This window comes from Serinibacter arcticus (assembly GCF_004786095.1).
Classification (GTDB): Bacteria; Actinomycetota; Actinomycetes; order Actinomycetales; family Beutenbergiaceae; genus Litorihabitans; species Litorihabitans arcticus.
The window spans coordinates 839,721-860,029 of the sequence record NZ_RHPJ01000002.1 but is presented as its reverse complement, the minus strand read 5'-3'; the positions used below and the strand labels follow the sequence as shown (position 1 = coordinate 860,029).

Annotated in this window: 23 protein-coding genes; 8 read left to right on the top strand and 15 right to left on the bottom strand. The window is 73.0% G+C overall.

The window, feature by feature from the left end:
- Positions 1-32: 32 nt before the first annotated feature.
- Together SERN_RS08560 and SERN_RS08555 are read left to right on the top strand one after the other, a co-directional pair.
- Positions 33-1,160, top strand: a complete 1,128-nt coding sequence (locus SERN_RS08560; protein ID WP_158292618.1) for an ROK family protein — start codon at positions 33-35, stop codon at positions 1,158-1,160.
- 21 nt (positions 1,161-1,181) lie between these two features.
- Positions 1,182-2,072 carry a suppressor of fused domain protein gene (locus tag SERN_RS08555; RefSeq protein ID WP_233251557.1) on the top strand — a complete coding sequence of 297 codons (891 nt, stop codon included), beginning with the start codon at positions 1,182-1,184 and terminating at the stop codon, positions 2,070-2,072.
- Between the two features lie 15 nt (positions 2,073-2,087).
- Here SERN_RS08555 and SERN_RS08550 read toward each other — a convergent pair whose 3' ends face one another.
- The 3 genes from SERN_RS08550 to SERN_RS08540 are packed head-to-tail and all read right to left on the bottom strand — an operon-like array spanning position 2,088 to position 5,102.
- On the bottom strand, positions 2,088-3,590 hold the full coding sequence (locus SERN_RS08550; protein ID WP_135849658.1) for a tripartite tricarboxylate transporter permease: 1,503 nt from the start codon (positions 3,588-3,590) through the stop codon (positions 2,088-2,090).
- A gap of 4 nt (positions 3,591-3,594) precedes the next feature.
- Entirely contained in the window at positions 3,595-4,104 is a 510-nt protein-coding gene (locus tag SERN_RS08545; protein WP_158292617.1) for a tripartite tricarboxylate transporter TctB family protein, read from the bottom strand.
- Positions 4,101-5,102 (bottom strand): Bug family tripartite tricarboxylate transporter substrate binding protein, encoded by a 1,002-nt coding sequence (locus SERN_RS08540; RefSeq protein WP_233251556.1) that lies wholly within the window; start codon positions 5,100-5,102, stop codon positions 4,101-4,103. Before SERN_RS08540 ends, SERN_RS08545 begins: the two co-directional genes overlap by 4 nt.
- Positions 5,103-5,210: 108 nt before the next feature.
- Between SERN_RS08540 and SERN_RS08535 the strand changes: the two genes are divergently transcribed.
- The gene (locus tag SERN_RS08535) at positions 5,211-5,612 is read left to right on the top strand and encodes a universal stress protein (RefSeq protein ID WP_135849656.1); all 402 of its coding nucleotides are present in this window, start codon (positions 5,211-5,213) and stop codon (positions 5,610-5,612) included.
- Between the two features lie 19 nt (positions 5,613-5,631).
- Here the strand turns inward: SERN_RS08535 and SERN_RS08530 are convergent, their stop codons facing one another.
- Genes SERN_RS08530 through SERN_RS08525 form a run of 3 tightly spaced genes read right to left on the bottom strand, consistent with a single transcriptional unit; the run spans position 5,632 to position 7,038 of the window.
- The gene (locus SERN_RS08530) at positions 5,632-6,162 is read right to left on the bottom strand and encodes a GNAT family N-acetyltransferase (protein ID WP_135849655.1); all 531 of its coding nucleotides are present in this window, start codon (positions 6,160-6,162) and stop codon (positions 5,632-5,634) included.
- A gap of 49 nt (positions 6,163-6,211) precedes the next feature.
- Positions 6,212-6,367, bottom strand: a complete 156-nt coding sequence (locus SERN_RS15315) for a hypothetical protein (protein ID WP_158292616.1) — start codon at positions 6,365-6,367, stop codon at positions 6,212-6,214.
- The gene (locus SERN_RS08525; protein ID WP_135849654.1) at positions 6,364-7,038 is read right to left on the bottom strand and encodes a DsbA family oxidoreductase; all 675 of its coding nucleotides are present in this window, start codon (positions 7,036-7,038) and stop codon (positions 6,364-6,366) included. The genes SERN_RS15315 and SERN_RS08525 overlap by 4 nt, the downstream gene beginning before the upstream one ends.
- A 69-nt stretch (positions 7,039-7,107) precedes the next feature.
- Here SERN_RS08525 and SERN_RS08520 point away from each other — a divergent pair, with 69 nt between their 5' ends.
- Entirely contained in the window at positions 7,108-8,394 is a 1,287-nt protein-coding gene (locus SERN_RS08520) for an MFS transporter (RefSeq protein WP_135849653.1), read from the top strand.
- On the opposite strand, the gene SERN_RS08515 is transcribed toward SERN_RS08520, so the two are convergent.
- From SERN_RS08515 to SERN_RS08505, 3 genes are all read right to left on the bottom strand, one after another.
- A complete protein-coding gene (locus SERN_RS08515; RefSeq protein WP_135849652.1) occupies positions 8,379-8,912 on the bottom strand; it encodes an acyl-CoA thioesterase in 534 nt (177 codons plus the stop codon). The genes SERN_RS08520 and SERN_RS08515 overlap by 16 nt on opposite strands.
- Before the next feature lie 64 nt (positions 8,913-8,976).
- A complete protein-coding gene (locus tag SERN_RS08510) occupies positions 8,977-9,474 on the bottom strand; it encodes a hypothetical protein (RefSeq protein ID WP_135849651.1) in 498 nt (165 codons plus the stop codon).
- Between the two features lie 147 nt (positions 9,475-9,621).
- Positions 9,622-12,168, bottom strand: coding sequence for an ATP-dependent Clp protease ATP-binding subunit (locus SERN_RS08505; protein ID WP_135849650.1), 2,547 nt, complete (start codon positions 12,166-12,168; stop codon positions 9,622-9,624).
- Between the two features lie 260 nt (positions 12,169-12,428).
- Between SERN_RS08505 and SERN_RS08500 the strand changes: the two genes are divergently transcribed.
- Positions 12,429-12,863, top strand: a complete 435-nt coding sequence (locus SERN_RS08500) for a VOC family protein (protein WP_135849649.1) — start codon at positions 12,429-12,431, stop codon at positions 12,861-12,863.
- 27 nt (positions 12,864-12,890) lie between these two features.
- On the opposite strand, the gene dtd is transcribed toward SERN_RS08500, so the two are convergent.
- The 6 genes from dtd to SERN_RS08470 form a co-directional block, all read right to left on the bottom strand.
- The gene (dtd, locus tag SERN_RS08495) at positions 12,891-13,325 is read right to left on the bottom strand and encodes a D-aminoacyl-tRNA deacylase (RefSeq protein WP_135849648.1); all 435 of its coding nucleotides are present in this window, start codon (positions 13,323-13,325) and stop codon (positions 12,891-12,893) included.
- A gap of 12 nt (positions 13,326-13,337) precedes the next feature.
- Positions 13,338-13,691: a DUF2516 family protein gene (locus SERN_RS08490; protein WP_135849647.1), complete on the bottom strand. Its 354-nt coding sequence runs from the start codon at positions 13,689-13,691 to the stop codon at positions 13,338-13,340.
- Between the two features lie 9 nt (positions 13,692-13,700).
- Complete coding sequence (locus tag SERN_RS08485) at positions 13,701-14,795, bottom strand: FUSC family protein (protein WP_158292615.1); 1,095 nt, start codon at positions 14,793-14,795, stop codon at positions 13,701-13,703.
- A 7-nt stretch (positions 14,796-14,802) separates the two neighbouring features.
- Positions 14,803-15,954, bottom strand: a complete 1,152-nt coding sequence (gene ygfZ, locus SERN_RS08480) for a CAF17-like 4Fe-4S cluster assembly/insertion protein YgfZ (RefSeq protein ID WP_135849645.1) — start codon at positions 15,952-15,954, stop codon at positions 14,803-14,805.
- 15 nt (positions 15,955-15,969) lie between these two features.
- Positions 15,970-16,566: an FABP family protein gene (locus tag SERN_RS08475; RefSeq protein WP_135849644.1), complete on the bottom strand. Its 597-nt coding sequence runs from the start codon at positions 16,564-16,566 to the stop codon at positions 15,970-15,972.
- Between the two features lie 149 nt (positions 16,567-16,715).
- Positions 16,716-17,453, bottom strand: a complete 738-nt coding sequence (locus SERN_RS08470) for a hypothetical protein (protein WP_135849643.1) — start codon at positions 17,451-17,453, stop codon at positions 16,716-16,718.
- A gap of 102 nt (positions 17,454-17,555) precedes the next feature.
- On the opposite strand from SERN_RS08470, the gene SERN_RS08465 reads away from it, so the two are divergent.
- The 3 genes from SERN_RS08465 (at position 17,556) to SERN_RS08455 (ending at position 20,252) form a co-directional block, all read left to right on the top strand.
- A complete protein-coding gene (locus tag SERN_RS08465; protein ID WP_135849642.1) occupies positions 17,556-18,326 on the top strand; it encodes a response regulator transcription factor in 771 nt (256 codons plus the stop codon).
- Positions 18,327-18,602: 276 nt separating this feature from the next.
- The gene (locus tag SERN_RS08460) at positions 18,603-19,235 is read left to right on the top strand and encodes a DUF47 domain-containing protein (RefSeq protein ID WP_135849641.1); all 633 of its coding nucleotides are present in this window, start codon (positions 18,603-18,605) and stop codon (positions 19,233-19,235) included.
- Positions 19,236-19,238: 3 nt separating this feature from the next.
- The gene (locus tag SERN_RS08455; RefSeq protein ID WP_135849640.1) at positions 19,239-20,252 is read left to right on the top strand and encodes an inorganic phosphate transporter; all 1,014 of its coding nucleotides are present in this window, start codon (positions 19,239-19,241) and stop codon (positions 20,250-20,252) included.
- Positions 20,253-20,309: the final 57 nt, after the last annotated feature.

Genomic DNA, 20,309 nt, shown 5'->3' with positions numbered 1-20,309 from the left:
ACTTATCGGTCTCGATGCGCTACCGTCAAGGCGTGATCCTCGACGGCGAGCCCCGCCTCTCCCCTCGTGGTGCCGCTCGTCAGGCGGGGCTGCGCAGCCAGAACCTCGCGCTCGTGGTCGAGCACGTGGCGCGCGCCGGCACGGTCTCACGCGCCGACGTCGCCTCGGCCACCGGTCTGACGCGGGCGACCGTGTCCAGCCTGGTCGAGGTGCTGATCGAGGCCCGCGTGCTCGAGTGGGCCCCCGCTCCCGCGGCCGGCGGCGTCGGTCGGCCCGCGTCGCCCGTGCGCCTGGCCGTCGCCACGGTGGCCGGGCTCGGGGTGGAGATCGGTGCCAACCACCTGTGCGCCGTCGTCGTCGACCTGCGCGGCGAGCGCCTGGCGTTCCGCGAGGTCCGCGGCGACTTCGCCTCGCCTGCGCCCGCCGCGGCGCTGGCCTCGGTCGCCGCGCTGGCGACCACGGCCCTCGCCGCCGCTCGGGCCGCGCACCCCGACCTGGTGCTGCTGGGCACCACCCTCGCCGTCCCCGGCATCGTGCGCGACGGCGTGGTGCTGGACGCCCCCCGGCTGGGGTGGATCGACGTCGACGCCGCGGCGGCCCTGACGGACGTCGCGCCCGACGTCCCGGTCGCTGTCGGAAACGAGGCGTCGCTCGCCGCGCTCGCCGAGTCCCACGCCCGCCCCGCCAGCACGTTCCTGTACATCTCCGGGGGCGTCGGCGTCGGTGGCGCCCACGTGGTCGACGGCGTGGTCCAGGGCGGGGTGCACGGGTTCGCGAGCGAGCTCGGCCACGTCGTGGTGGACCCGGCCGGGCCCGACTGCCGCTGCGGCGCGACGGGCTGCCTCGAGCAGTACGCGGGCGCCCAGGGGCTGGCGCGGCTCGCCCCGTCCGACGTCGGCAGGGCGCTCGGGATCGGTCTGGCCAGCGCCGTCAACGTGCTCGACGTCGCCGCCGTCGTCGTGGGCGGGGCGCTCGGCGACCTCCTCCCCCGACTGCACGACGCGCTGACGGCGGAGCTCGCCACCCGCGTGCTCGCCTACCCCTGGGCGCCCGTCGACGTGCAGCGCGCGCAGGTACGCGAGCTCCCGGGGCTGCAGGGGGCGGCGCTGTCCCCCGTGCTCGCCGCGCTGGCCAACCCCGAGTCCCTGCTGCGCACCTGACGTCCGCTACCGTCGTCGCGCATGAGCGACCTCCCTCTCGTGCCCTCGTCCGAAGCCTTCCCCGCCCACGTCTTCGACGCCCGCGGCCTCCCGCCACGCGTGCACGACGAGCGCATCGGCGGCTCGGTCCTCGTGGTCGAGAAGGACCTGCCGGAGGGGTCGGTACTCCTGGCGACCGCCGGTGTCTCGCGCCTGCCGGTCGGGGCGGGGCTCCCTGTCGAGCTCGCGGTCGAGGTGCCGCACGGCCAGGAGGGTGCCGGCCTGATCGCGCTGCGCCTCGTCTGCGACGACGTCGCGCACCATCGCCGCACGCCCCCGGTCGGATCGCCGTGGCGCAGCTCGCAGCCGTTCCTCCTCGGGACCCGCATCACCGCGATCGTGGCGACGTCCTCGCGCTGGGGTGACTCCTTCGACGAGGTCCGCGAGGCGGACGGCACGCTCGCGGGTCACGTGCGGACGCTGCGTCTGCTGACCGACGGCGAGGCCGCCGTCGTCGCGACGCACGGCTGGGACGGCCTGCTCGAGCGGGCCGGATCGCTCGAGCGACTGCTGGACGTGACGCGGGAGGGTGTCGTCGACGGTCACGTCGGGCCGAACGCGGGTGGCGGTGATGCTGCCGGCAGCGCGGCCCCCGCGGCCTCCGGTCCCCCGAGGGACGGCTCCGTCGTGATGCTGTCGCGGCTCCACGAGCAGCACCCGCCGCGCTGGCTGACGTTCGAGGACGGGGTGTTCCACTCGGTCACGGGGCGCGAGTCGCCGGAGTACATGGCCGACAGCGGCAACCACACCTTCTGGTCGCGGACGAGCTACCTCGCGCGCTTCCCGTGGACCGAGGGCTTCACGAGCACGGCGCAGGAGGGCCAGACGGCGGTGTTCACCGACGCGAGCGGCGCGTTCACGCTCGAGGACTGAGCCGGGAGGGCCGGCTCAGAAGTCGGCGCGCACCGCGCGACGGCGCCGCAGCACCGCCCAGGCGACCCCGGCCACGAGCACGGCGTAGAGCCCGATCGTGATCGGACTGCTCACCAGCACGGCGGGGTCGTTGCCGGAGTTGGCCATGGCGTCGCGCAGGGAGTACTCGGCCAGCGGCCCGAGGATGACCGCGATCAGCACCGGGGCCAGCGGGACGTCGTAGCGGCGCATCGCGAACCCGAGCAGCCCGATGCCGAGCATCAGGAGCAGGTCGGTGGTGCTCGCCGCCGCCGCGTACACCCCGAACGCCGCGAGCAGGCTGATCCCCGCGTACAGGTACGCCTTCGGCACCTTGAGCAGCTTCGCCCACAGGGGTGCCACGGGGAGGTTGAGGATGAGCAGCACGACCATCGCGATGAAGAGGCTCGCCAGCAGCGCCCAGACGATCTCGCCGTTGCGCTCGAACAGGAGCGGTCCCGGCTGCATCCCGTACTGCCGGAAGGCGATCAGCAGCACCGCGGCCGTCGCCGAGGTCGGCAGTCCGAGGGTCAGGAGCGCACCCATCGCGGTCCCCGCCGTCGCGTTGCCCGCCGCCTCGGGCCCGGCGACGCCCTTGATCGAACCCTTGCCGAACTGCGGGTCCGCCGATCGCCGGTCCAGCGCCCGCTCGGTGCCGTAGGCGAGAAACGTGGGAACCTCGGCTCCGCCGGCGGGGATGACGCCGAACGGCACCCCGAACCCGGTTCCGCGGAGCCACGCGGGCAGCGCCTGACGGATCTCGGCCCGGCTGAGGAACGGCTGACCGCCGGTCGGGATGAGCTTCGCCTCGTCCGCGAACCCCACCTTGGACGCCTGGTGGATGACCTCGCCGACCGCGAGCAGCGCCACCGTGATCACCACGATGTCGACGCCGTCGAACAGCGGGCGGAGCTCGAACGTGAACCGCTGCGTCCCGGTGGGCTGGTCGATCCCGACGACGGCCAGCGCGAGCCCGATCGCCAGCGCCGCGAGGCCGCGGATCGCCGAGTCGGAGACGACGGTCGCGATCGCGACGAACGCGAACACCGCCAGCGCGAAGAACTCCGCCGGACCGAAGCGGTTCGCGAGGTCGGCCATCGACGGCGCGAAGAACACCACGAGCACCGTGGCGATGATGCCGCCGATGAACGCGCCGATCGCCGCCGTCGCCAGGGCCTGCGGCGCACGCCCCGCGCGCGCCATGCGGTGGCCCTCGAGCGACGACGCGATCGCCGTGCTGTTGCCGGGGGTGTTCATGAGGATGCCGGCGATCGAGTCGCCGAACAGCCCGCCGAAGTAGATGCCGGCGAACATCGCGAGCGCGGCCAGCGGGTCGAGGCTGGCGGTCAGCGGCAGCAGCAGGGCCACCGCCATGGCCGAGCCGAGTCCCGGAAGCACGCCCACCGCGGTGCCCAGCACCGCGCCGATGAGGACGAACAGCAGGTTGGACAGGGTGAGCGCGTCGGCGAAGCCACCGGCGAGGTTGGTCAGCTGTTCCATCGGGTCACCCCAGGATTCCGGGAGGGATGTGGATGCCCAGCAACCCGCCGAACAGGAGCTGGATGGCGGCTGCCAGGCCGAGACCGGCGACGAGGCTGACGACGTGGTTGCGCGCCCCCATGCCGACGGCGACGACGGCGAACAGCAGCGTGGCGGAGATCAGCCAGCCGACCGGCTCGAGGAGCAGGATGAACAGCAGGACGCCGCCGACCACGATCGCCACGCCGCGCCAGTTCGTGCCCTCGGGCGCCTCCGGCTCGCCGTCGAGGATCTCGTCGGCCTCGTCACCGGGGTCGGCGGTCGGCGGGGTGGTGCTCGGGCGGAGCACCTGGACCGCCATCAGGACGGCGACGACGAGGCACAGGACCGCGATCACCCACGGGAACGCCTTGGGCCCGAAGAGCCCGCCCTCACCGGCCTCGTCCATCGTGAGGATGCCCGTCACGAGCGTGACGCCGACCGCGAGCAGGACGACGGGGATGACCAGGGCTCCGAGCTGCCTGCGCTCGCTCACGAGAGCCCCAGCTCCTCGACGAGCACGCCGATCCGCGCCTGCTCGGTCTCGACGAAGGCCGCGAACTCCTCGCCGTACAGCGGGCTGGGCACCCACCGGTTGAGCTCGACGGCCTCCGCCCAGCTCTCGGTCTGGACCATCTCCTCCACGACGGCGATCAGCTCGTCGCGCTCGTCGTCGGTGATGCCCGCGGGCGCCACCAGCCCGCGCCAGTTCACGAGGTCGACCTCGGGGTAGCCGAGCTCGATCATCGTGGGGACCTCGATGCCGGGGAGCCGCTCCGGCGCGACGACCGCGAGCGCCCGCAACCGGCCGCCCTCGATCAGGTCGCGGAAGTCGTTGTAGCCGCTGATCCCGACGTTGACGGTGCCGGCCGCCGTCGAGGTCAACGACTGGGTCAGCTCGCCGCCGCCCGCGTGCGGCGTGTAGACGAGGTCCTCCGGCACGATCCCGAGCGATCCTGCGAGCTGGGCGGCGACCAGGTGGTCGATGCCGCCGGCCGAGCCGCCACCGATCGGCAGGCCGGCCGGGTCGGCGGTCCAGGCCGCGACGAAGTCCTCGAGGGTCTGGAACGGCGAGTCCGCGGGCACCGCGATCACCTCGAAGTCCTCGGCGAGCCGTGCGACGGGGGTGGTGTCGGCCAGCGTGGTGGAGCTGCCGGACTGGGCGATGCCGCCGAGCATCACGGTCCCGGTCACCATCAGGGTCTGCGAGTCCCCCTCGAGCTCGGCGAGCTGGCTCAGGCCGATCGTGCCGCCGGCACCGGGGATGTTCACGACGCTGACCGACCCGACGACGCCGTCGCTGCGCAGCGCCTGCTGCGACTCCCGCGCCACGAGGTCCCAGCCGCCGCCGACCGCCGCCGGTGCGACCAGGGTCAGCGTGGTGCGGGCACCCGCGCCCTCACCGGCCCCCCGTGCGTCGATCACCGCGAGCACGGTCAGAGCGCCGACGACCACGACGCCGACCACGCGCTGCACCACCGATCGCGTCCTCACCAGTCCCACCTTCGCCGTCGGAAGCAGTTCTCGACGGGAATCATGGCACGGTCGACGACCTCGACGTGACACTGGCCGCACGACGGGGGAGGTGAGTAGGTTGTGGCCATGACCGTCGGCGTCGCCTTCAGCAGCACCCCCGCGGGTCAGGCCGCCCTGCGCGAGGCCGTCCGCGAGGCGGTGCGCCGCGGCACCGACCTCGCGGTCCTCGTCGTGGTCGACACGGTCGAGCACGCGGCGGCCGGGCCGGACGTCGAGGCCGCCCGGGACGAGACCGCTCGTCGGGCCGCGGAGGTCGAGGGCGGCGAGGCGGTGGCCTGGCGCGTCGAGACGGCACCGACGCGCGGCGACGTCGCCGACGTGCTGGTCGATCTCGCCGTCAGGGTGGAGGCCGACCCCCTCGTGATCGGTGCCAGGAGGCGCTCCCCGGTCGGCAAGCTGATCCTCGGCAGCGCCGTGCGGAGCGTGCTCATGCAGGCGCCGATGGCGGTGCTGGTCACCAAGGCCTGACGGCGCTCCGGCGAGGTGCTCAGACCTCGTAGCCGTCGCGCGTGATCTCGCCGGACGGGAACTCGCCCCGACCGAGCGGGAGGTGCAACGACGCCTCGCGCCAGACCTGGACGGACTCGTCGCGCTCGATCGTGCGCGTGAGCTGCGTCGGGGTGCGCCGCCAGCCGCCGCGGGAGTAGAAGCCCTCGCGGTCGTGGCCGGTGGTGAGGAAGCCGAACGGGACGCCCAGCCCCGCGAGCACGCGGGCTGCCTCGGTCAGCAGCGCGAGCCCGAGGCCGGTCCCCTGACGCGACGGGTCGACGGCGACCAGGCCGGTGTCCGCCACGAGCACCTCGGCCGTGCCGACCCTGACGAACCGGCGCAGGACCGCGAGGTGCGCGGCGGGGGCGCCGTCGTCGTCCGTGCCGACGAGGCGCAGCTCGGGTCTCTCGGAGCACCAGCTCCGACCCCGCAGGTCGGTCTCGGGGAAGGCCCGCGCCAGGAGGCCGGCGAGCGCGGTGTGGTCGGCTGCGGTGAGGTCGGTCTCGCGAACCGTGCGCCAGGTCGTCATCGGTCGACCCTATGCGGCCGCCCGACGACGCGTCCGGACGGTCGGGTCGTCAGCGAGGCGGGTCGACGGCGCAGACGCCGTCGATGCACAGTCCCGTCTCCACGTCGTCGTCGACGGCGGTGACGAACGTCAGGAGCGACGGCGCGGGGCGGGTCGGGTCGACGCCGCTCGCGTCCGGACGGCCCGTCGGCGGCGATGCGGTCACGCCGTCGCCCCGGCCCCGGCCGACGCCGAGTCGCGCGCCTCGCGCGCCTGTGCCAGCGCCGCCACGAACGTCTCGGGGCTCTGCGCGCCGGACACCCCGAGCGCGCCGTCGAACACGTAGAACGGCACGCCCCGGATGCCGTACGCGGCCGCCTGCGCGGTGTCGGCCTTCACGGCCGGGAGGTAGCGGTGGTCGGCGAGCGCGGCGCGGATCTCCTCGGGGTCGAGCCCGACGTCGGTGCCCAGCGCCACCAGCTCCTCCACCCTCCCCACGTGCCGCCCCTGCTCGAAGTAGGCCGCCAGCAGCCGCTCCTTCAGCTCGGCCTGCAGCCCGCGCTCGCGCGCCAGGTGCAGCAGCTCGTGCGCCAGCACCGTGTTGGTCTGGTGCACGTGGTCGAAGTCGTAGGCGAGCCCCTCCTGGGCCGCGAGACCGGTGACGTGGGCCATCATCTCGGCGGCCTGCTCGCGCGAGATGCCCTTGCGCTCGCTCAGGTAGTCGGCGGGTGTCCCGTCGTAGTCGACCGGGGTGTCGGGCGCGAGCTCGAACGAGCGGTAGGTGATGGCCACCCGCTCCCCCGAGTCGGCGAGCGCCGTCTCGAATCGCCGCTTGCCGATGTAGCACCAGGGGCACTGCACGTCGGACCAGATCTCGACCGTCAGGGGTTCGCTCACACCTGGTCAACGGGCGGGCCGGCCGCGGCTATTCCCTGCGCACGGCGCCTCGTGGGTGACGATGGGGTCGTGACGACCACGACCGACGACGCCTGGAGCCTGCGACGCCTGTGGCCCGGCGTGTACCTGCCGGCGATCGTGGTCGAGGCGGGCATCGGGGCCGTCATCCCGTTCGTCCCGGCCGTCGTGACCGCGCAGGGCGGGAGTCTCGCCGTCGCCGGCGTGCTCGCCGCCATGCTGCCGATCGGCCACATCGTCGCCGACATCCCCGCGGGGGCGCTGGCCGGCCGGATCGGCGATCGCCGCGCCATGCAGGTCGCGTGCCTCCTGGTGGCGCTCGCGATGGCGGGCGCCGCGCTGGCACCGTCGATCCTCCTCCTGGCGATCTGCCTGTTCCTCATGGGGTGCGCCGACGCCGTCTTCGGCCTCGCTCGCCAGTCCTACCTGACCGCGGTCGTCCCGCCGCTGCGACGGGCACGCGCCCTCTCCACGCTCGGCGGCGTGCACCGCATCGGGCTGTTCGTCGGCCCCTTCCTCGGCGCCCTGGTGGTGGCCGGCGGCTCACCGGCGCGGGCCTTCGGGCTCGCCGTCGCGACGTCGCTGCTCGCGTGGCTGGTCGTGACCGTCTCGCGCGAGCTGCCGGGGGCGGAGACGATCCGCGCGGGCGAGGGCCACACCGGCGTCGCCACCGTCCTGCGCGAGCACTCGCGCGTCCTGACCCGGCTCGGCGTCGCCATCGCCGCGATCGGACTGATCCGCGGCGCGCGCCAGGTCGTGCTGCCGCTGTGGGGCACGGCCATCGGTCTCGACCCGACGACGACGGCTCTGGTCTTCGGCGTCTCCGGCGCCGTCGACATGCTGCTCTTCTACCCCGCCGGCAAGGTCATGGACGCACGGGGCAGGCTCTGGATCGCCATCCCGTCGATGCTGACGATGGGCCTCGCGCTCGCGCTCGTGCCGTTCACGTCGACGGCGACGGGGCTCGGCCTCGTGGCGCTCCTGCTCGGGCTCGGGAACGGCATGGGTTCCGGCGTCGTCATGACGCTCGGCGCCGACGTCGCCCCGCCCGCCACGCGCGCGCAGTTCCTGGGCGCGTGGCGCCTGCTGCAGGACCTGGGCAGCGCGGCCGGTCCGCTCGCGCTGTCCGCCGGGGCCGCGCTCGGCTCGCTGGCGGGCGGGGTGGGCGCCGTCGCCGTGCTCTCGATCGGGGCCGCCGGTGCGCTGTGGCGCTTCGTGCCGCGGTACTCGGTGCACGCCAACCGGACCACGCGCCGTCGCGCGGGGATCGGCGTCGACCCCGGGGCGACCGAGGGTCCGGACCGCGGCACCGGGCCGACGGGTCAGTCCCCGCGGTAGGCGACGCCGACGGCGTGCGCCCACTCGGCGACGTCCTCCGGCAGCGTCGGCTGCGCCAGCCCCGGGGACAGGAGCTCCACGACGTCGGGGGCGGGCACCCTGGCCGTGCTCCCGCGCTGCAGGAAGCGACCGGCGACCAGACCGCGCGCGCAGACCTCGCCGTCGCGCAGGAACTCCTGCGTCAGATACGTCATGCGCTCGTCCCAGCCGACCATCCTGGTGTGGATCTCGAACCGCTGACCGAGTGTCAGGGAGCGCCGGTACCGCATCGTCGATGCGGCGACGACGGGGTACCAGCGACGCTGCGCCAGCGCCGCGACGCCGCCGATGTCGGCGATGTAGTTGCTGCGGGCGACGTCCATCATCTGCAGGTAGACGCCGTTGTTGACGTGCAGGTAGAAGTCGAGGTCGCTCGGCCGCACGCGCATCCTCGTGACGGAGAGGGCGAACGGGTCGGCGCCGGGGATCGCGGCGCGCGGCCGGGTCGAGGCGAGGATCAGGTGGAGCTGGCGTGCCATGGCCCGAACCTACCAACGGCGCCGGGCCGCTCGCTGCGAGCGACCGACGCCGGGCGTCCCGCCCTCAGCCCAGGAGGACCGGGAGGAGGAACGAGAGCACGACGACCGCGAGCGCGAGTCCGACGATCCCCCACACGAAGCCCAGACCCTTGAACTTCTGGGGGACGTGACCGATGTTGCCGGTCGTGAACTGGTGCGCGGGCGCCGCGTAGAAGACCGGCACGGTCTGTCCCGGCTGCGCGTCGAAGGTCAGGGACGCCTGGCCGTACTTGCGCAGCCACTGGCACTCCACGTCCACGCGCACCGGACCGGCCGCGACCGGGACGGACCGCTGGCCGTACTTGGCCGTGAGGGCGTGCCCGTTCACCCAGACCGTGGGCGGGACGAAGCTGCGCATCATCACGTTGCCCTGGATCGTCAGGTCGATCGTCGCCTGGGCGCCGTAGCCCTGCGGGGCCGGGGCGGGGGCGCCGTAGCCGGCGGGGACGGGGCTGCCCGATCCGTGCTGCGGATCGAAGGACTGCTGCGGCTGCTGCCCGTACCCGGGCTGAGGAGTGGTCACGAGGGACGACTGTAGCGACGGCCCCGGTCGTCGCGGGGATCCAGGTTCACGCCGCGCGGTGAGCGGTGCCCGGTCAGCGACCGGAACGACGGCGAGGGCCGCCGCACCCGGAGGTGCGACGGCCCTCGCCGTCGTGCGGAGACCGACTCAGGAGTCGGTGACCGGGGCGTCCTCGACGGACGTCACGGAGCCGTCCGACGCGGCGCCGACCGTGACGACCTCGGCCTCGAGACGCGGGTCGTCCTTGTCCACACCGGTGAACAGGAACTCCCCGAGCAGGCCCTCGCCGCGGGCGTCCACGATGATCTTCTGGCCGGCGCGGAGCTCACCGAACAGGATCTTCTCGCTGAGGGTGTCCTCGATCTCACGCTGGATCGCACGGCGCAGCGGCCGGGCGCCCAACACGGGGTCGTACCCGCGGTCGGCGAGCAGCACCTTGGCGGGCTCGGTGAGCTCGATGGCCATGTCCTTGTCCTCCAGGCGGAGGGCGAGGCGCGCGATCAGCAGGTCGACGATCTCGAAGATCTCGTCGCGGCTGAGCTGCGGGAACACCACCACGTCGTCGACGCGGTTGAGGAACTCGGGCCGGAAGTGCTGCTTGAGCTCGTCGTTGACCTTGGTCTTCATGCGCTCGTACGACGTCGACAGGTCGCCGCCGGCCTGGAAGCCGGTCTGCAGGCCCTTGCTGATGTCACGGGCGCCGAGGTTCGTGGTCATGATGATCACGGTGTTCTTGAAGTCGACCACGCGGCCCTGGGAGTCGGTGAGGCGACCGTCCTCGAGGATCTGCAGGAGCGAGTTGAAGATGTCGGCGTGAGCCTTCTCCACCTCGTCGAACAGCACCACGGAGAACGGGCGACGGCGGACCTTCTCGGTGAGCTGGCCACCCTCCTCGTACCCGACGTACCCGGGGGGCGAGCCGAACAGCCGCGAGACCGTGTGCTTCTCGGAGAACTCGCTCATGTCGAGCTGGATGAGGGAGTCCTCGTCACCGAAGAGGAACTCGGCGAGCGCCTTGGCGAGCTCCGTCTTCCCGACGCCGGTGGGGCCGGCGAAGATGAACGAACCACCGGGACGCTTGGGGTCCTTCAGTCCGGCACGCGTGCGGCGGATCGCCTGCGAGAGCGCCGTGACGGCGGCCTTCTGGCCGACGATGCGCTTGTGCAGCACGTCCTCCATGCGGAGCAGACGCGAGGACTCCTCCTCGGTCAGCTTGAACACCGGGATACCGGTCGAGGCGGCCAGCACCTCGGCGATGAGCTCCTCGTCCACGGTGGCCACGACGTCCATGTCACCCGACTTCCAGGCCTTCTCGCGCTCGAGACGACGCGCGGTCAGGTTCTTCTCGTCGTCACGCAGACGCGCGGCCTTCTCGAAGTCCTGGTCGTCGATCGCCGACTCCTTGGCCCGCTTGGCCTCGGCGATCTTCTCGTCGAGCTCGCGCAGCTCCGGCGGCGCCGTCATGCGACGGATCCGCAGGCGGGCACCGGCCTCGTCGATCAGGTCGATCGCCTTGTCCGGCAGGAACCGGTCGTTGATGTAGCGGTCGGCCAGCGTGGCCGCCGCGACGAGCGCCGGGTCGGTGATCGTGACGCGGTGGTGCGCCTCGTACCGGTCGCGGACGCCCTTGAGGATCTCGATGGTGTGCGTGAGCGTGGGCTCGTTCACCGTGATCGGCTGGAAGCGGCGCTCGAGCGCCGGGTCCTTCTCGATGTGCTTGCGGTACTCGTCCAGCGTGGTGGCACCGATGGTCTGGAGCTCACCGCGGGCGAGCATCGGCTTGAGGATGCTCGCGGCGTCGATCGCACCCTCGGCCGCACCGGCGCCGACCAGCGTGTGCACCTCGTCGATGAACAGGATGATGTCGCCGCGCGTGCGGATCTCCTTGAGCACCTTCTTGAGGCGCTCCTCGAAGTCACCGCGGTAGCGCGACCCGGCCACGAGGGCTCCGAGGTCGAGCGTGTAGAGCTGCTTGTCCTTCAGCGTCTCCGGGACGGTGCCGCGCACGATGTCCTGCGCGAGGCCCTCCACGACGGCGGTCTTGCCGACGCCGGGCTCGCCCACGAGGATCGGGTTGTTCTTGGTCCGGCGCGAGAGCACCTGCATCACGCGCTCGGCCTCGATCTCACGACCGATCACCGGGTCGAGCTTGCCCTCGCGGGCGAGCTGCGTGAGGTTGCGACCGAACTGGTCCAGGACGGCGGAGCCGGACGGCGTGCCCTCCTGCGGACCGCCGGCGGCGACGGGCTCCTTGCCCGGCTGGCCCTGCAGCAGCTGCAGGACCTGCTGGCGCACGCGGCCGAGGTCGGCCCCGAGGTTGCCCAGGACCTGGGCGGCGACGCCCTCGCCCTCGCGGATGAGGCCGAGCAGGATGTGCTCGGTACCGATGTGGTTGTGACCCAGCTGCAGCGCCTCGCGGAGCGAGAGCTCGAGCACCTTCTTGGCGCGCGGCGTGAACGGGATGTGGCCGGTGGGAGCCTGCTGGCCCTCGCCGATGATGTCCACGACCTGCTGGCGCACGACGTCGAGCGAGATGCCGAGGGACTCGAGCGCCTTGGCAGCGACGCCCTCACCCTCGTGGATCAGCCCGAGCAGGATGTGCTCGGTACCGATGTAGTTGTGGTTGAGCATGCGTGCCTCGTCCTGCGCAAGGACGACGACGCGGCGGGCTCTGTCGGTGAATCTCTCGAACATGGCGCACCTTCTTTCCGGCTGCGTCGGTCGCGAAGCACGACCGTCGGGCGGCGTTCACTCAATCTAACGGGCACCCCCGACAAAACATGCCGCTGTTCGCCCCAGGCGTGAAACTCGCCGCACCCCTGGTTCGTCGCCGAGCCCCCGGCGGATCGGCGTCGCCCCGAACGAGGTCGACCGATGACTTCCGTGCGCGACACCCGTCCATCACGATGACAGCACAGCAGGCCGGACGCACCGGCCCGAACGAGGAGACACCCATGTTCTTCCCCAACCTCCAGATCACCAGCGCCGCGGCCACGCGGGAGTTCTGGTCAGCTCTCGGCTACACGTTCGACCCCACCTTCTCCACGGACACCGTCCTGTGCCTGGAGCTCCTGCCCGACTCCGTCTCCGTGATGCTGCACGAGCCGGAGTCGTTCGCACGCTTCCTGCCCGGCACGGCGCCGTCGGACTCCCGCGCGACCACGCAGGTGCTGCTGTCGTTCGACCTGGACGGCCGCGACGCCGTCGACGCCCTGTACGAGAGGGTGATCGCCGCGGGCGGCACCCGGGCGCGCGAGACCGAGGACCTCGGCTTCATGTACACGCGCAGCTTCCGCGACCTGGACGGTCACGTGTGGGAGCCCTTCTTCATGGACCAGGCGAAGGCGGCCGAGATGTTCGCGCAGGAGCCGTCCGGCGACGAGGGCTGAGGTCGAGCGACGCGCCCGGCCGCGGCCTCAGCCGGCCGCGGTGTCCACGAGGATCGTCGTCGGACCGTCGTTGGTCAGGTCCACGCGCATGTCGGCCCCGAACACCCCCGTCGCCACGGTGACACCGAGCTCCCGCAGCGCGGTCACGACGGCGTCGACCAGCGGCTGCGCCACGTCGCCCGGCGCCGCCGCGCTCCAGGTGGGTCGGCGGCCCTTCCTGACGTCGCCGTAGAGCGTGAACTGACTGACGACGAGCACGTCGGCCCCGGCGTCGAGCACCGAGCGCTCGCCCCGCAGGAGACGCAGGTGGGCGATCTTGCGCGCGACGTGGGCGACCTCGGCGGCGCCGTCGTCGTGCGTGACACCGATCAGCGCGAGCAGCCCCTCGCCGCTCACCTCACCGACGACGTCGCCCGCGACGACCACCCGTGCGGAGTCGACGCGCTGCAGCAGGGCGCGCACGGAACGCCCCGACTACCAGCGACCGGTCGGGCCCGAGCCGGTCCCGGGGCGGCGCGGCGTGAAGCGGATGACCTCGGGCTTGACGTCCGCGAGGTAGATCGCGGCCGGGAGCACGGCGATCAGGCCGATGAGGAGCGGGAGCCCGAACCCGAACGCGACGCCGAAGATCGCGAACCGCGGCACCGAGAGGTAGCCGAACAGGGCGCCAGCGGCGAGGATCGCGATCCAGAACTGCTTGGTGCGCTTCTCGGCCGTGACGTAGGCCCCGGCCGGGCGGCGGAGCGCGTCGGCCAGCGCCCACACCTCGAGGGCGAAGCCGACGAGGAACAGCGCGATGAACACGTAGTACTGGATCAGCCCGGTCACACGGCAAGCCTACGGGGCGGTGGGCGGCGGCTGCCGCAGCGCCTCCGCCGTCGCCCGCTCGTCCTGGCCCGCGGCGCGCAGCAGGTCGTACGTGATCGAACGCAGCAGAGACAGGAGCGTGTGCCGCACCGGGTCCCGCTCCCCCGTCGTCCCCAGGCGTGCGGCGATCTCGCGGAGGTCCTGCGCGGCCTCGGACCCCGGCCGCCCCGAGCCGATCAGGCCGCCGAGACGGCGGGTCACGATCCCGAGCTCCTCCACGATCCCGGCGAGCTGCTCGTCGCGCCAGCCGTCGCGCACGGCGACGGCCGAGCGGCGGGCCAGCACCCGCGTCGTGCGGATGGCGCGGTCGGTGTACTCGCACGCGTCGGCCAGGTCCGCCACGGCGGCGACGTGCCGGTGCCAGGCCGGCGAGAGCTTTGCCGTCGACCCGGACGCGCTGACGGCCGACTCCCACGCCACGAGCATCGCCTGGGTCGAGCGGGCACGGTCCAGGGAGTCGGCGACGGCGGCCCCGTCCCCCGTGTGCAGGCCGCGGCCCAGCCGGGTGAGCACCTCGGCGAGCTCGCCGAGCGTGCGCCGCGCGAGGTTGCGGGGACGGCGCCGCGGGTCGCGCGGGATGAAGAGCGAGAAGACCAGGGCGACGGCGCCTCCGATGAGCGCGTCCGTCCACCGCCCGATGCCGCCGCCGGAGGAGGACATCAGCGGGAGCCCGAGCACGACGATCGCCTGCACCGCCGACTGCGTGGTCAGCACGGGCGAGGGGTCCAGGGCCTTCGCGATGAGCGTCGCGACGAACACGACGAGCGCGGTCTGCACCGGGCCCGAGCCGAACTGGACCTGGATGGCCTCCCCCATGGCGACCCCGAGCGAGATGCCCAGCGCCACCTCGCCCACGCGGCGCGGCTGCACGTCGGCGGTGAAGCCCAGCGCCGAGAAGCACGCGACCGCGGCGAAGAACGGATAGGTGTGGCCCACCACGAGGCCGGCGACGGCGTACGCCACGCCCGTGGCGAGGCTCACCCAGGCGACGGGGCCGACGGCGTCGCGCGCCCGGCCCACGCCGAGCAGCACCCCGCGCGGCACACGGACGCGGACGCCGCTCACCGGAGGATCACTCGGTCCGGCGGCGCAGCCCCGGGGTGACGGGGCCGCGGGCCTCGGGCCGGCCCTCGCCGTGGCCGTCGGCACCGACGACGATCTCCTGCGACGCCGAGATGTCACCGGCCGGACCCTGCACGCGCAGCTCGACGTCGACCGGGACGGACCGCTTGAGGATCGCGAGCGCGACGGGGCCGAGCTCGTGGTGACGCGCGGCGGACGTCACGCGTCCGACGACCTTCTCCCCCAGGGCGACGGCGGCGCCGGGCTCCGGCAGCAGGTGGTCGGACCCGTCGAGGTGCAGCATCGTGAGGCGACGCGGCGGCCTGCCCAGGTTGTAGGTGCGGGCCACGCCCTCCTGACCCCGGTAGCAGCCCTTGTCCAGGTGGACGGCGGTGCGCAGCCAGTCGAGCTCGTGCGGCATCGTCCTGTCGTCGACCTCGCGCCCGAGGCGCGGCCGCCAGGCAGCGACGCGCAGCGCCTCCCACGCGAGCGTCCCGGCCACCGGGACACCGGCGCGCAGGAGGTGGGCCACGACGTCGTCGAACGCCTCACCGGCCACGAGCGCGTACGCGGTGGGCGTGAGGGCGCCGGGGTGGTCGGCGACCACGGCGTACCGGGTGCCGCCGGCCACGACGCCGGGCCAGGGGTCGCGCCAGGTGGTCCGGAGCACGTCGGTGGGCGACGCGTCGCGGTCGGCGGCGACGGCGTCGGCCGCCTCGGCGATCGCGGCCAGGCCCGCGGAGGCGCCGGACAGGACGACGCCGAGCACCGCGACGTGCGCGGTCGCCACCGCGACGTCGAGCATGAAGCGCATCCGGTCGAGGTAGGCGGCCAGCGGCTCCGCGTGGGCGGCCTCGGTGACGAGGAAGGCGTGCACGCCGTCGTCCACCAGCGCGGCGGAGTGCTCGACCCGGCCGTGGACGTCGAGGAGCAGGAGCTCGGCGCTCTCGCCCGGGGCGAGCGTCCGCACGCGCTGCGAGGAGAGCGTGTCGAGCCAGCTCAGGCGGTCGGAACCGGTGACGGTGACGACGCCGAGGTGGCTCAGGTCGACGACGGCACGACCCGCGGCCAGCATCCGCTGCTCGCGCGAGGGGTCGCCGTAGTGCGCGGCGACACCCGCGTCGGGTGCGCCGGAGACGACGGCGCCGTGGACCGGAAGCATCAGCGCCTCAGCTCCTCACGCGGCGGCCGCCGGCGCGAACCGCACCAGGCGCCCGGTGGCGTAGGACTGCAGCTCGTGACCGAAGGCCGCGAGCTCGATCGAGAAGAAGATCTCCCCGCGGACCCAGCCGTACATGCGGCGCTGCGCGACGACGTCCGACGCGGTCGCGGTGCGCCCCACGTGGTGCGTGACGAGGTCGACGCGCGGGCCCTGGGCCGAGCCGAGGTGGATGGAGACGTGCCCGCTCGCCTCGGCGATCACGACCTCCAGGCCGCTGGGGGCCGGGGCGTCGGCCGGGGCGCCGACGACCGGGACGGCCTCGCCGTCCGAGGACGGACGCCAGAACCCGGACTCGCGCGACCAGACGGCGCCGGGCACGAGGTCGGCCGCCTCGAACGGCTGCTCGCGGTCCGGCAGCTCACCCTCGAGCAGCGAGATGGTCGAGGAGTACGCGAGGTAGGGGCCGCCGTCGTGCGTCAGCTCGACGTCGACGACGATCGACCGCTCGGGGATGTCCGGGTAGGCCATCACCCCCGCGCCGCGCCAGCTGCCGACGAGCCAGGCGAGCGGGTAGAGATCGGGTGAGAGGTCGTCGGGAAGCTCGAACGACATCAGCGACTCTGCTGCTTCAGCAACCGGTACACGACGTAGACGGCGAACCACATGATGGCGATCGCCACGACGGCGATCAGCGCGGTGAAGACGAGGTGGAGCATGCTCATGGCCCCAGCCTACGTGGCGGGCGAGCCGTGGCGACCCTCTCAGACGAGGAAGAACCGCAGCAGCACGTACACCGGGATGCCGACGACGGCGACGGGGAGCACGGCCGCGGCGAGCGCGGCGGCGGGCCGCCCGGCCGAGGGGTAGCGGCCCAGCAGCGCGTGCAGCGCGGCGCTCAGCAGCCCCGCCGAGAAGCCGATGAGGCCGGCGACGACGTAGCCGACCTCCGGCAGGAAGTAGCCGCCGCCGACGCCGACGACCGTGGCGGCGACGATCGTGAGGATCGCGTGCGGCCACGGCGGGAGGTGGATCGCGGCGCACGCGGCGCCGGCCGCGAGCGCGACGCCCGCCGTCAGCACGACGGTCAGCTGCTCCGGCCCGTCACCGATCGCGACCCAGCCGGCGGCCGAGACGATCACGACGATGCCGGCGGCCGAGGCGGCGAGCGACTCGATGAGGCGAGGGCGACCGTCGCGCCGGGCGAACTCGCGCACGAACGCCGCCACGACGGCGAGGGCGGCCACCAGCGTCAGGTGGCGCAGGTCCCCGGAGAACCAGACGGCCGCGAAGGCCGCGACGGCGGTCAGCGCGAGGAGCACGCGGGTGCCCGTGAACGCCGGCAGGGCCAGCAGCTGGGGCCAGCCCCAGGCGAACACGAGGACGAGCACCACCATGATCGCGAGGGCCGCGTCCCAGCTCACCAGGGCGACCGCGGCGAAGGCCGCGGTGGCCACGGAGCTGATGACGGCACGGGTCGATGCGCCGATCAGGGTCCGCACCCACCACTCCCTCGTCCGTCCGTCAGATAGCCCCGCAAGGCCTCGACCACGGTACTGCAATACAGTGGGGGCCGATCCGTCCACCCGAGCGAAGGGACGCGCGTGGCCGAGCTGCTGCTGCTGACGTCTGAACCGGGGGGTTCGTCACAGGTCCTGCCCGCCCTCGGACTCCTGAGCCACCGGGTGCGCGTGCTCCCCGTCGAGCCCTCCGCGCTGCTCGACGCGCCGGACTCCGACCTCGTGGTCCTGGACGGGCGCCGCGACCTCGCCCTGGCGCGCACCACGTGCCGACTCATCCGCTCGACCGGTCTGACGGTGCCGCTCCTGCTCGTCCTGACCGAGGGCGGACTGACGGTCGTGAACGCCGACTGGGGCACGGACGACATCGTGCTCGACACGGCGGGTCCGGCCGAGCTCTCGACCCGGCTGCGCCTCCTGACCGACGGCACGCGGCAGCAGCGCGTGGCCGACGAGGACGCCGAGATCCAGGCCGGTGAGCTCGCGATCGACCCGAGCGGCTACACGGTCCGCCTGCGCGGTCGCGCGCTCGACCTCACCTACAAGGAGTTCGAGCTCCTCAAGTACCTCGTGCAGCACCCGGGACGCGTCTTCACGCGCGCCCAGCTGCTTCAGGAGGTGTGGGGCTACGACTACTACGGGGGCACCCGCACGGTCGACGTCCACGTCCGTCGTCTCCGCGCCAAGCTCGGCATCGAGCACGAGACGCTGATCGGCACCGTCCGCAACGTCGGGTACCGGTTCGAGCCGCCCCGCGACCGCCGCGAGGAGGCGTCGACCCCCCTGACGACGCCGCCCGACGACGGCGCGCCCGACCTCCCCGTGGTCCCGCCGGCGCGCAGCGCGCGCGCCTGAACGCACCCTCCCCCACCTCGCCGCGGCCTGCCGGCGACGGCGTCAACTCGTCGTTGCCGACGCCGTCAATCGGTCGTTGCCGCCCGTCTTTCCAACGTTTCCCTGCTGTTGGCTCTCACGTCACCCGGTCGTCACCCAGGGGCTACAGTTGCGACGACGTCGGGCGGGCAGGCCCCGGGCCACCAGCTCCACGGGCCGGCCGGCCGCGTGCCGAGAGGCAGTCTCCGCTCCGACGCCGCCTCGTCAGCATGTCCGCCCGACCCCACCGGAGCCCCCGTGCGTCTGCGACTCAAGCCTCGCGACACCTCCCTGTTCGACCTCCTGACCCAGCAGGCCCGGCTCCTGCCGGTCGGCAGCGGGGTGCTGGCGCAGCTCGTGGGCAGCGCCCCCGAGGCGAGGGTCGCCCTGGCGGAGACGATGCGCGAGACCGAGCACCGGGCCGACGAGGCCACGCACGCGATCCTGCGCCGCATCAACGAGACGTTCGTGACGCCGTTCGACCGCGACGACATCTACGACCTCGCCGGGCGTCTCGACGACTGCATGGACGACATGGAGGAGGTCGCCGACCTCGTCGTGCTGTACCGGATGGGCGAGCTGCCCGCGGGCGTCGTCGAGCAGGTCGGCGTGCTGCAGCGCTGCGCCGAGCTCACGGCCGAGGCGATGCCGCGCCTGTCGACGATGAAGAACCTGCGGGAGTTCTGGGTCGAGATCAACAGCCTCGAGAACGAGGGCGACCGCACCCACCGCCAGCTGCTGAGCGACATCTTCGACGGACTCACCCCGGCCGGCACCGACCCGATCGAGATCATGAAGATCAAGGAGATCGCCGATCTGCTGGAGTCGGCGATCGACGGGTTCGAACGCGTCGCGAACGCCATCGAGACCATCGTCCTCAAGGAAGCCTGATCGGTGGAGATCGCCCTCGTCGTCGCCGTCGTCGCGCTCGCTCTCACCTTCGACTACACCAACGGCTTCCACGACGCCGCGAACGCCATCGCGACGTCGGTCTCCACGCGCGCCCTCACGCCCCGCGCCGCCCTGCTGATGGCGGCGGTGATGAACTTCGTCGGAGCGCTGCTGGGCACCTCGGTGGCCGAGACGATCGCGACCAGCATCGTCAGCCTGGACGTCTCCGACTCCGCGCACGCCCACACGGCCCTCGTGGTGGTGCTCGCCGCGCTGATCGGGGCGATCGCCTGGAACCTCATCACGTGGTGGCTCGGCATGCCCTCCTCCTCCTCGCACGCCCTCATCGGCGGTCTCGTCGGCGCCGGGCTGGCCGGGTCGTTCGTGGTGCAGTGGGGCGAGGTGGTCGACAAGGTCGTCATCCCGATGGTCGTCTCGCCGATCGTCGGCTTCTCGTTCGCGTTCGGTCTGATGATCGCGGTGCTGTGGATCTTCCGGAACGCCCGACCCGGTCCGACGACGCGCGGCTTCCGTCTCGCGCAGACCGTCTCCGCCGCGGCGATGGCGCTGGGGCACGGCCTGCAGGACGCGCAGAAGACGATGGGCGTCATCTTCCTGGCGCTGCTGACGGTCGGCTGGGCACAGCCCGAGGACGGCATCCCGCTGTGGGTGAAGCTCGCGGCCGCCGCGGCCATCTCGCTCGGCACGTACTCGGGCGGCTGGCGCATCATGCGCACCCTGGGCCGCAAGATCATCGACCTCGACCCGGCGCGCGGGTTCGTGGCCGAGTCGGTCTCCGCCGTCGTCCTCTACGTGATGGCGATGGGTCTGCACGCCCCCGTCTCCACGACGCAGACGATCACGTCGGCGATCATGGGCGTCGGCGCGACCAAGCGTCTCTCGGCCGTGCGCTGGGGCGTCGCCAAGAACATCGCGATCGCGTGGGTGCTGACCATCCCGATGGCGGCGCTGATGGCCGCGCTGACGTTCTGGCTGGTCCACTCCGTCCTGCTGTAGGCACGGGGCGCTGCTGCCCGACGACGAGACGGCCGGCCCCCGTGGGGACCGGCCGTC

What these genes read in the sequence shown, in the direction of transcription:
- SERN_RS08555 (WP_233251557.1), top strand. Translation starts at nt 1,182, where the DNA reads ATGAGCGACCTCCCTCTCGTGCCCTCGTCCGAAGCCTTCCCCGCCCAC.
- SERN_RS08550 (WP_135849658.1), bottom strand. Translation starts at nt 3,590, where the DNA reads ATGGAACAGCTGACCAACCTCGCCGGTGGCTTCGCCGACGCGCTCACC.
- SERN_RS08535 (WP_135849656.1), top strand. Translation starts at nt 5,211, where the DNA reads ATGACCGTCGGCGTCGCCTTCAGCAGCACCCCCGCGGGTCAGGCCGCC.
- SERN_RS08530 (WP_135849655.1), bottom strand. Translation starts at nt 6,162, where the DNA reads ATGACGACCTGGCGCACGGTTCGCGAGACCGACCTCACCGCAGCCGAC.
- SERN_RS08515 (WP_135849652.1), bottom strand. Translation starts at nt 8,912, where the DNA reads ATGGCACGCCAGCTCCACCTGATCCTCGCCTCGACCCGGCCGCGCGCC.
- SERN_RS08505 (WP_135849650.1), bottom strand. Translation starts at nt 12,168, where the DNA reads ATGTTCGAGAGATTCACCGACAGAGCCCGCCGCGTCGTCGTCCTTGCG.
- SERN_RS08500 (WP_135849649.1), top strand. Translation starts at nt 12,429, where the DNA reads ATGTTCTTCCCCAACCTCCAGATCACCAGCGCCGCGGCCACGCGGGAG.
- ygfZ (WP_135849645.1), bottom strand. Translation starts at nt 15,954, where the DNA reads ATGCTTCCGGTCCACGGCGCCGTCGTCTCCGGCGCACCCGACGCGGGT.
- SERN_RS08475 (WP_135849644.1), bottom strand. Translation starts at nt 16,566, where the DNA reads ATGTCGTTCGAGCTTCCCGACGACCTCTCACCCGATCTCTACCCGCTC.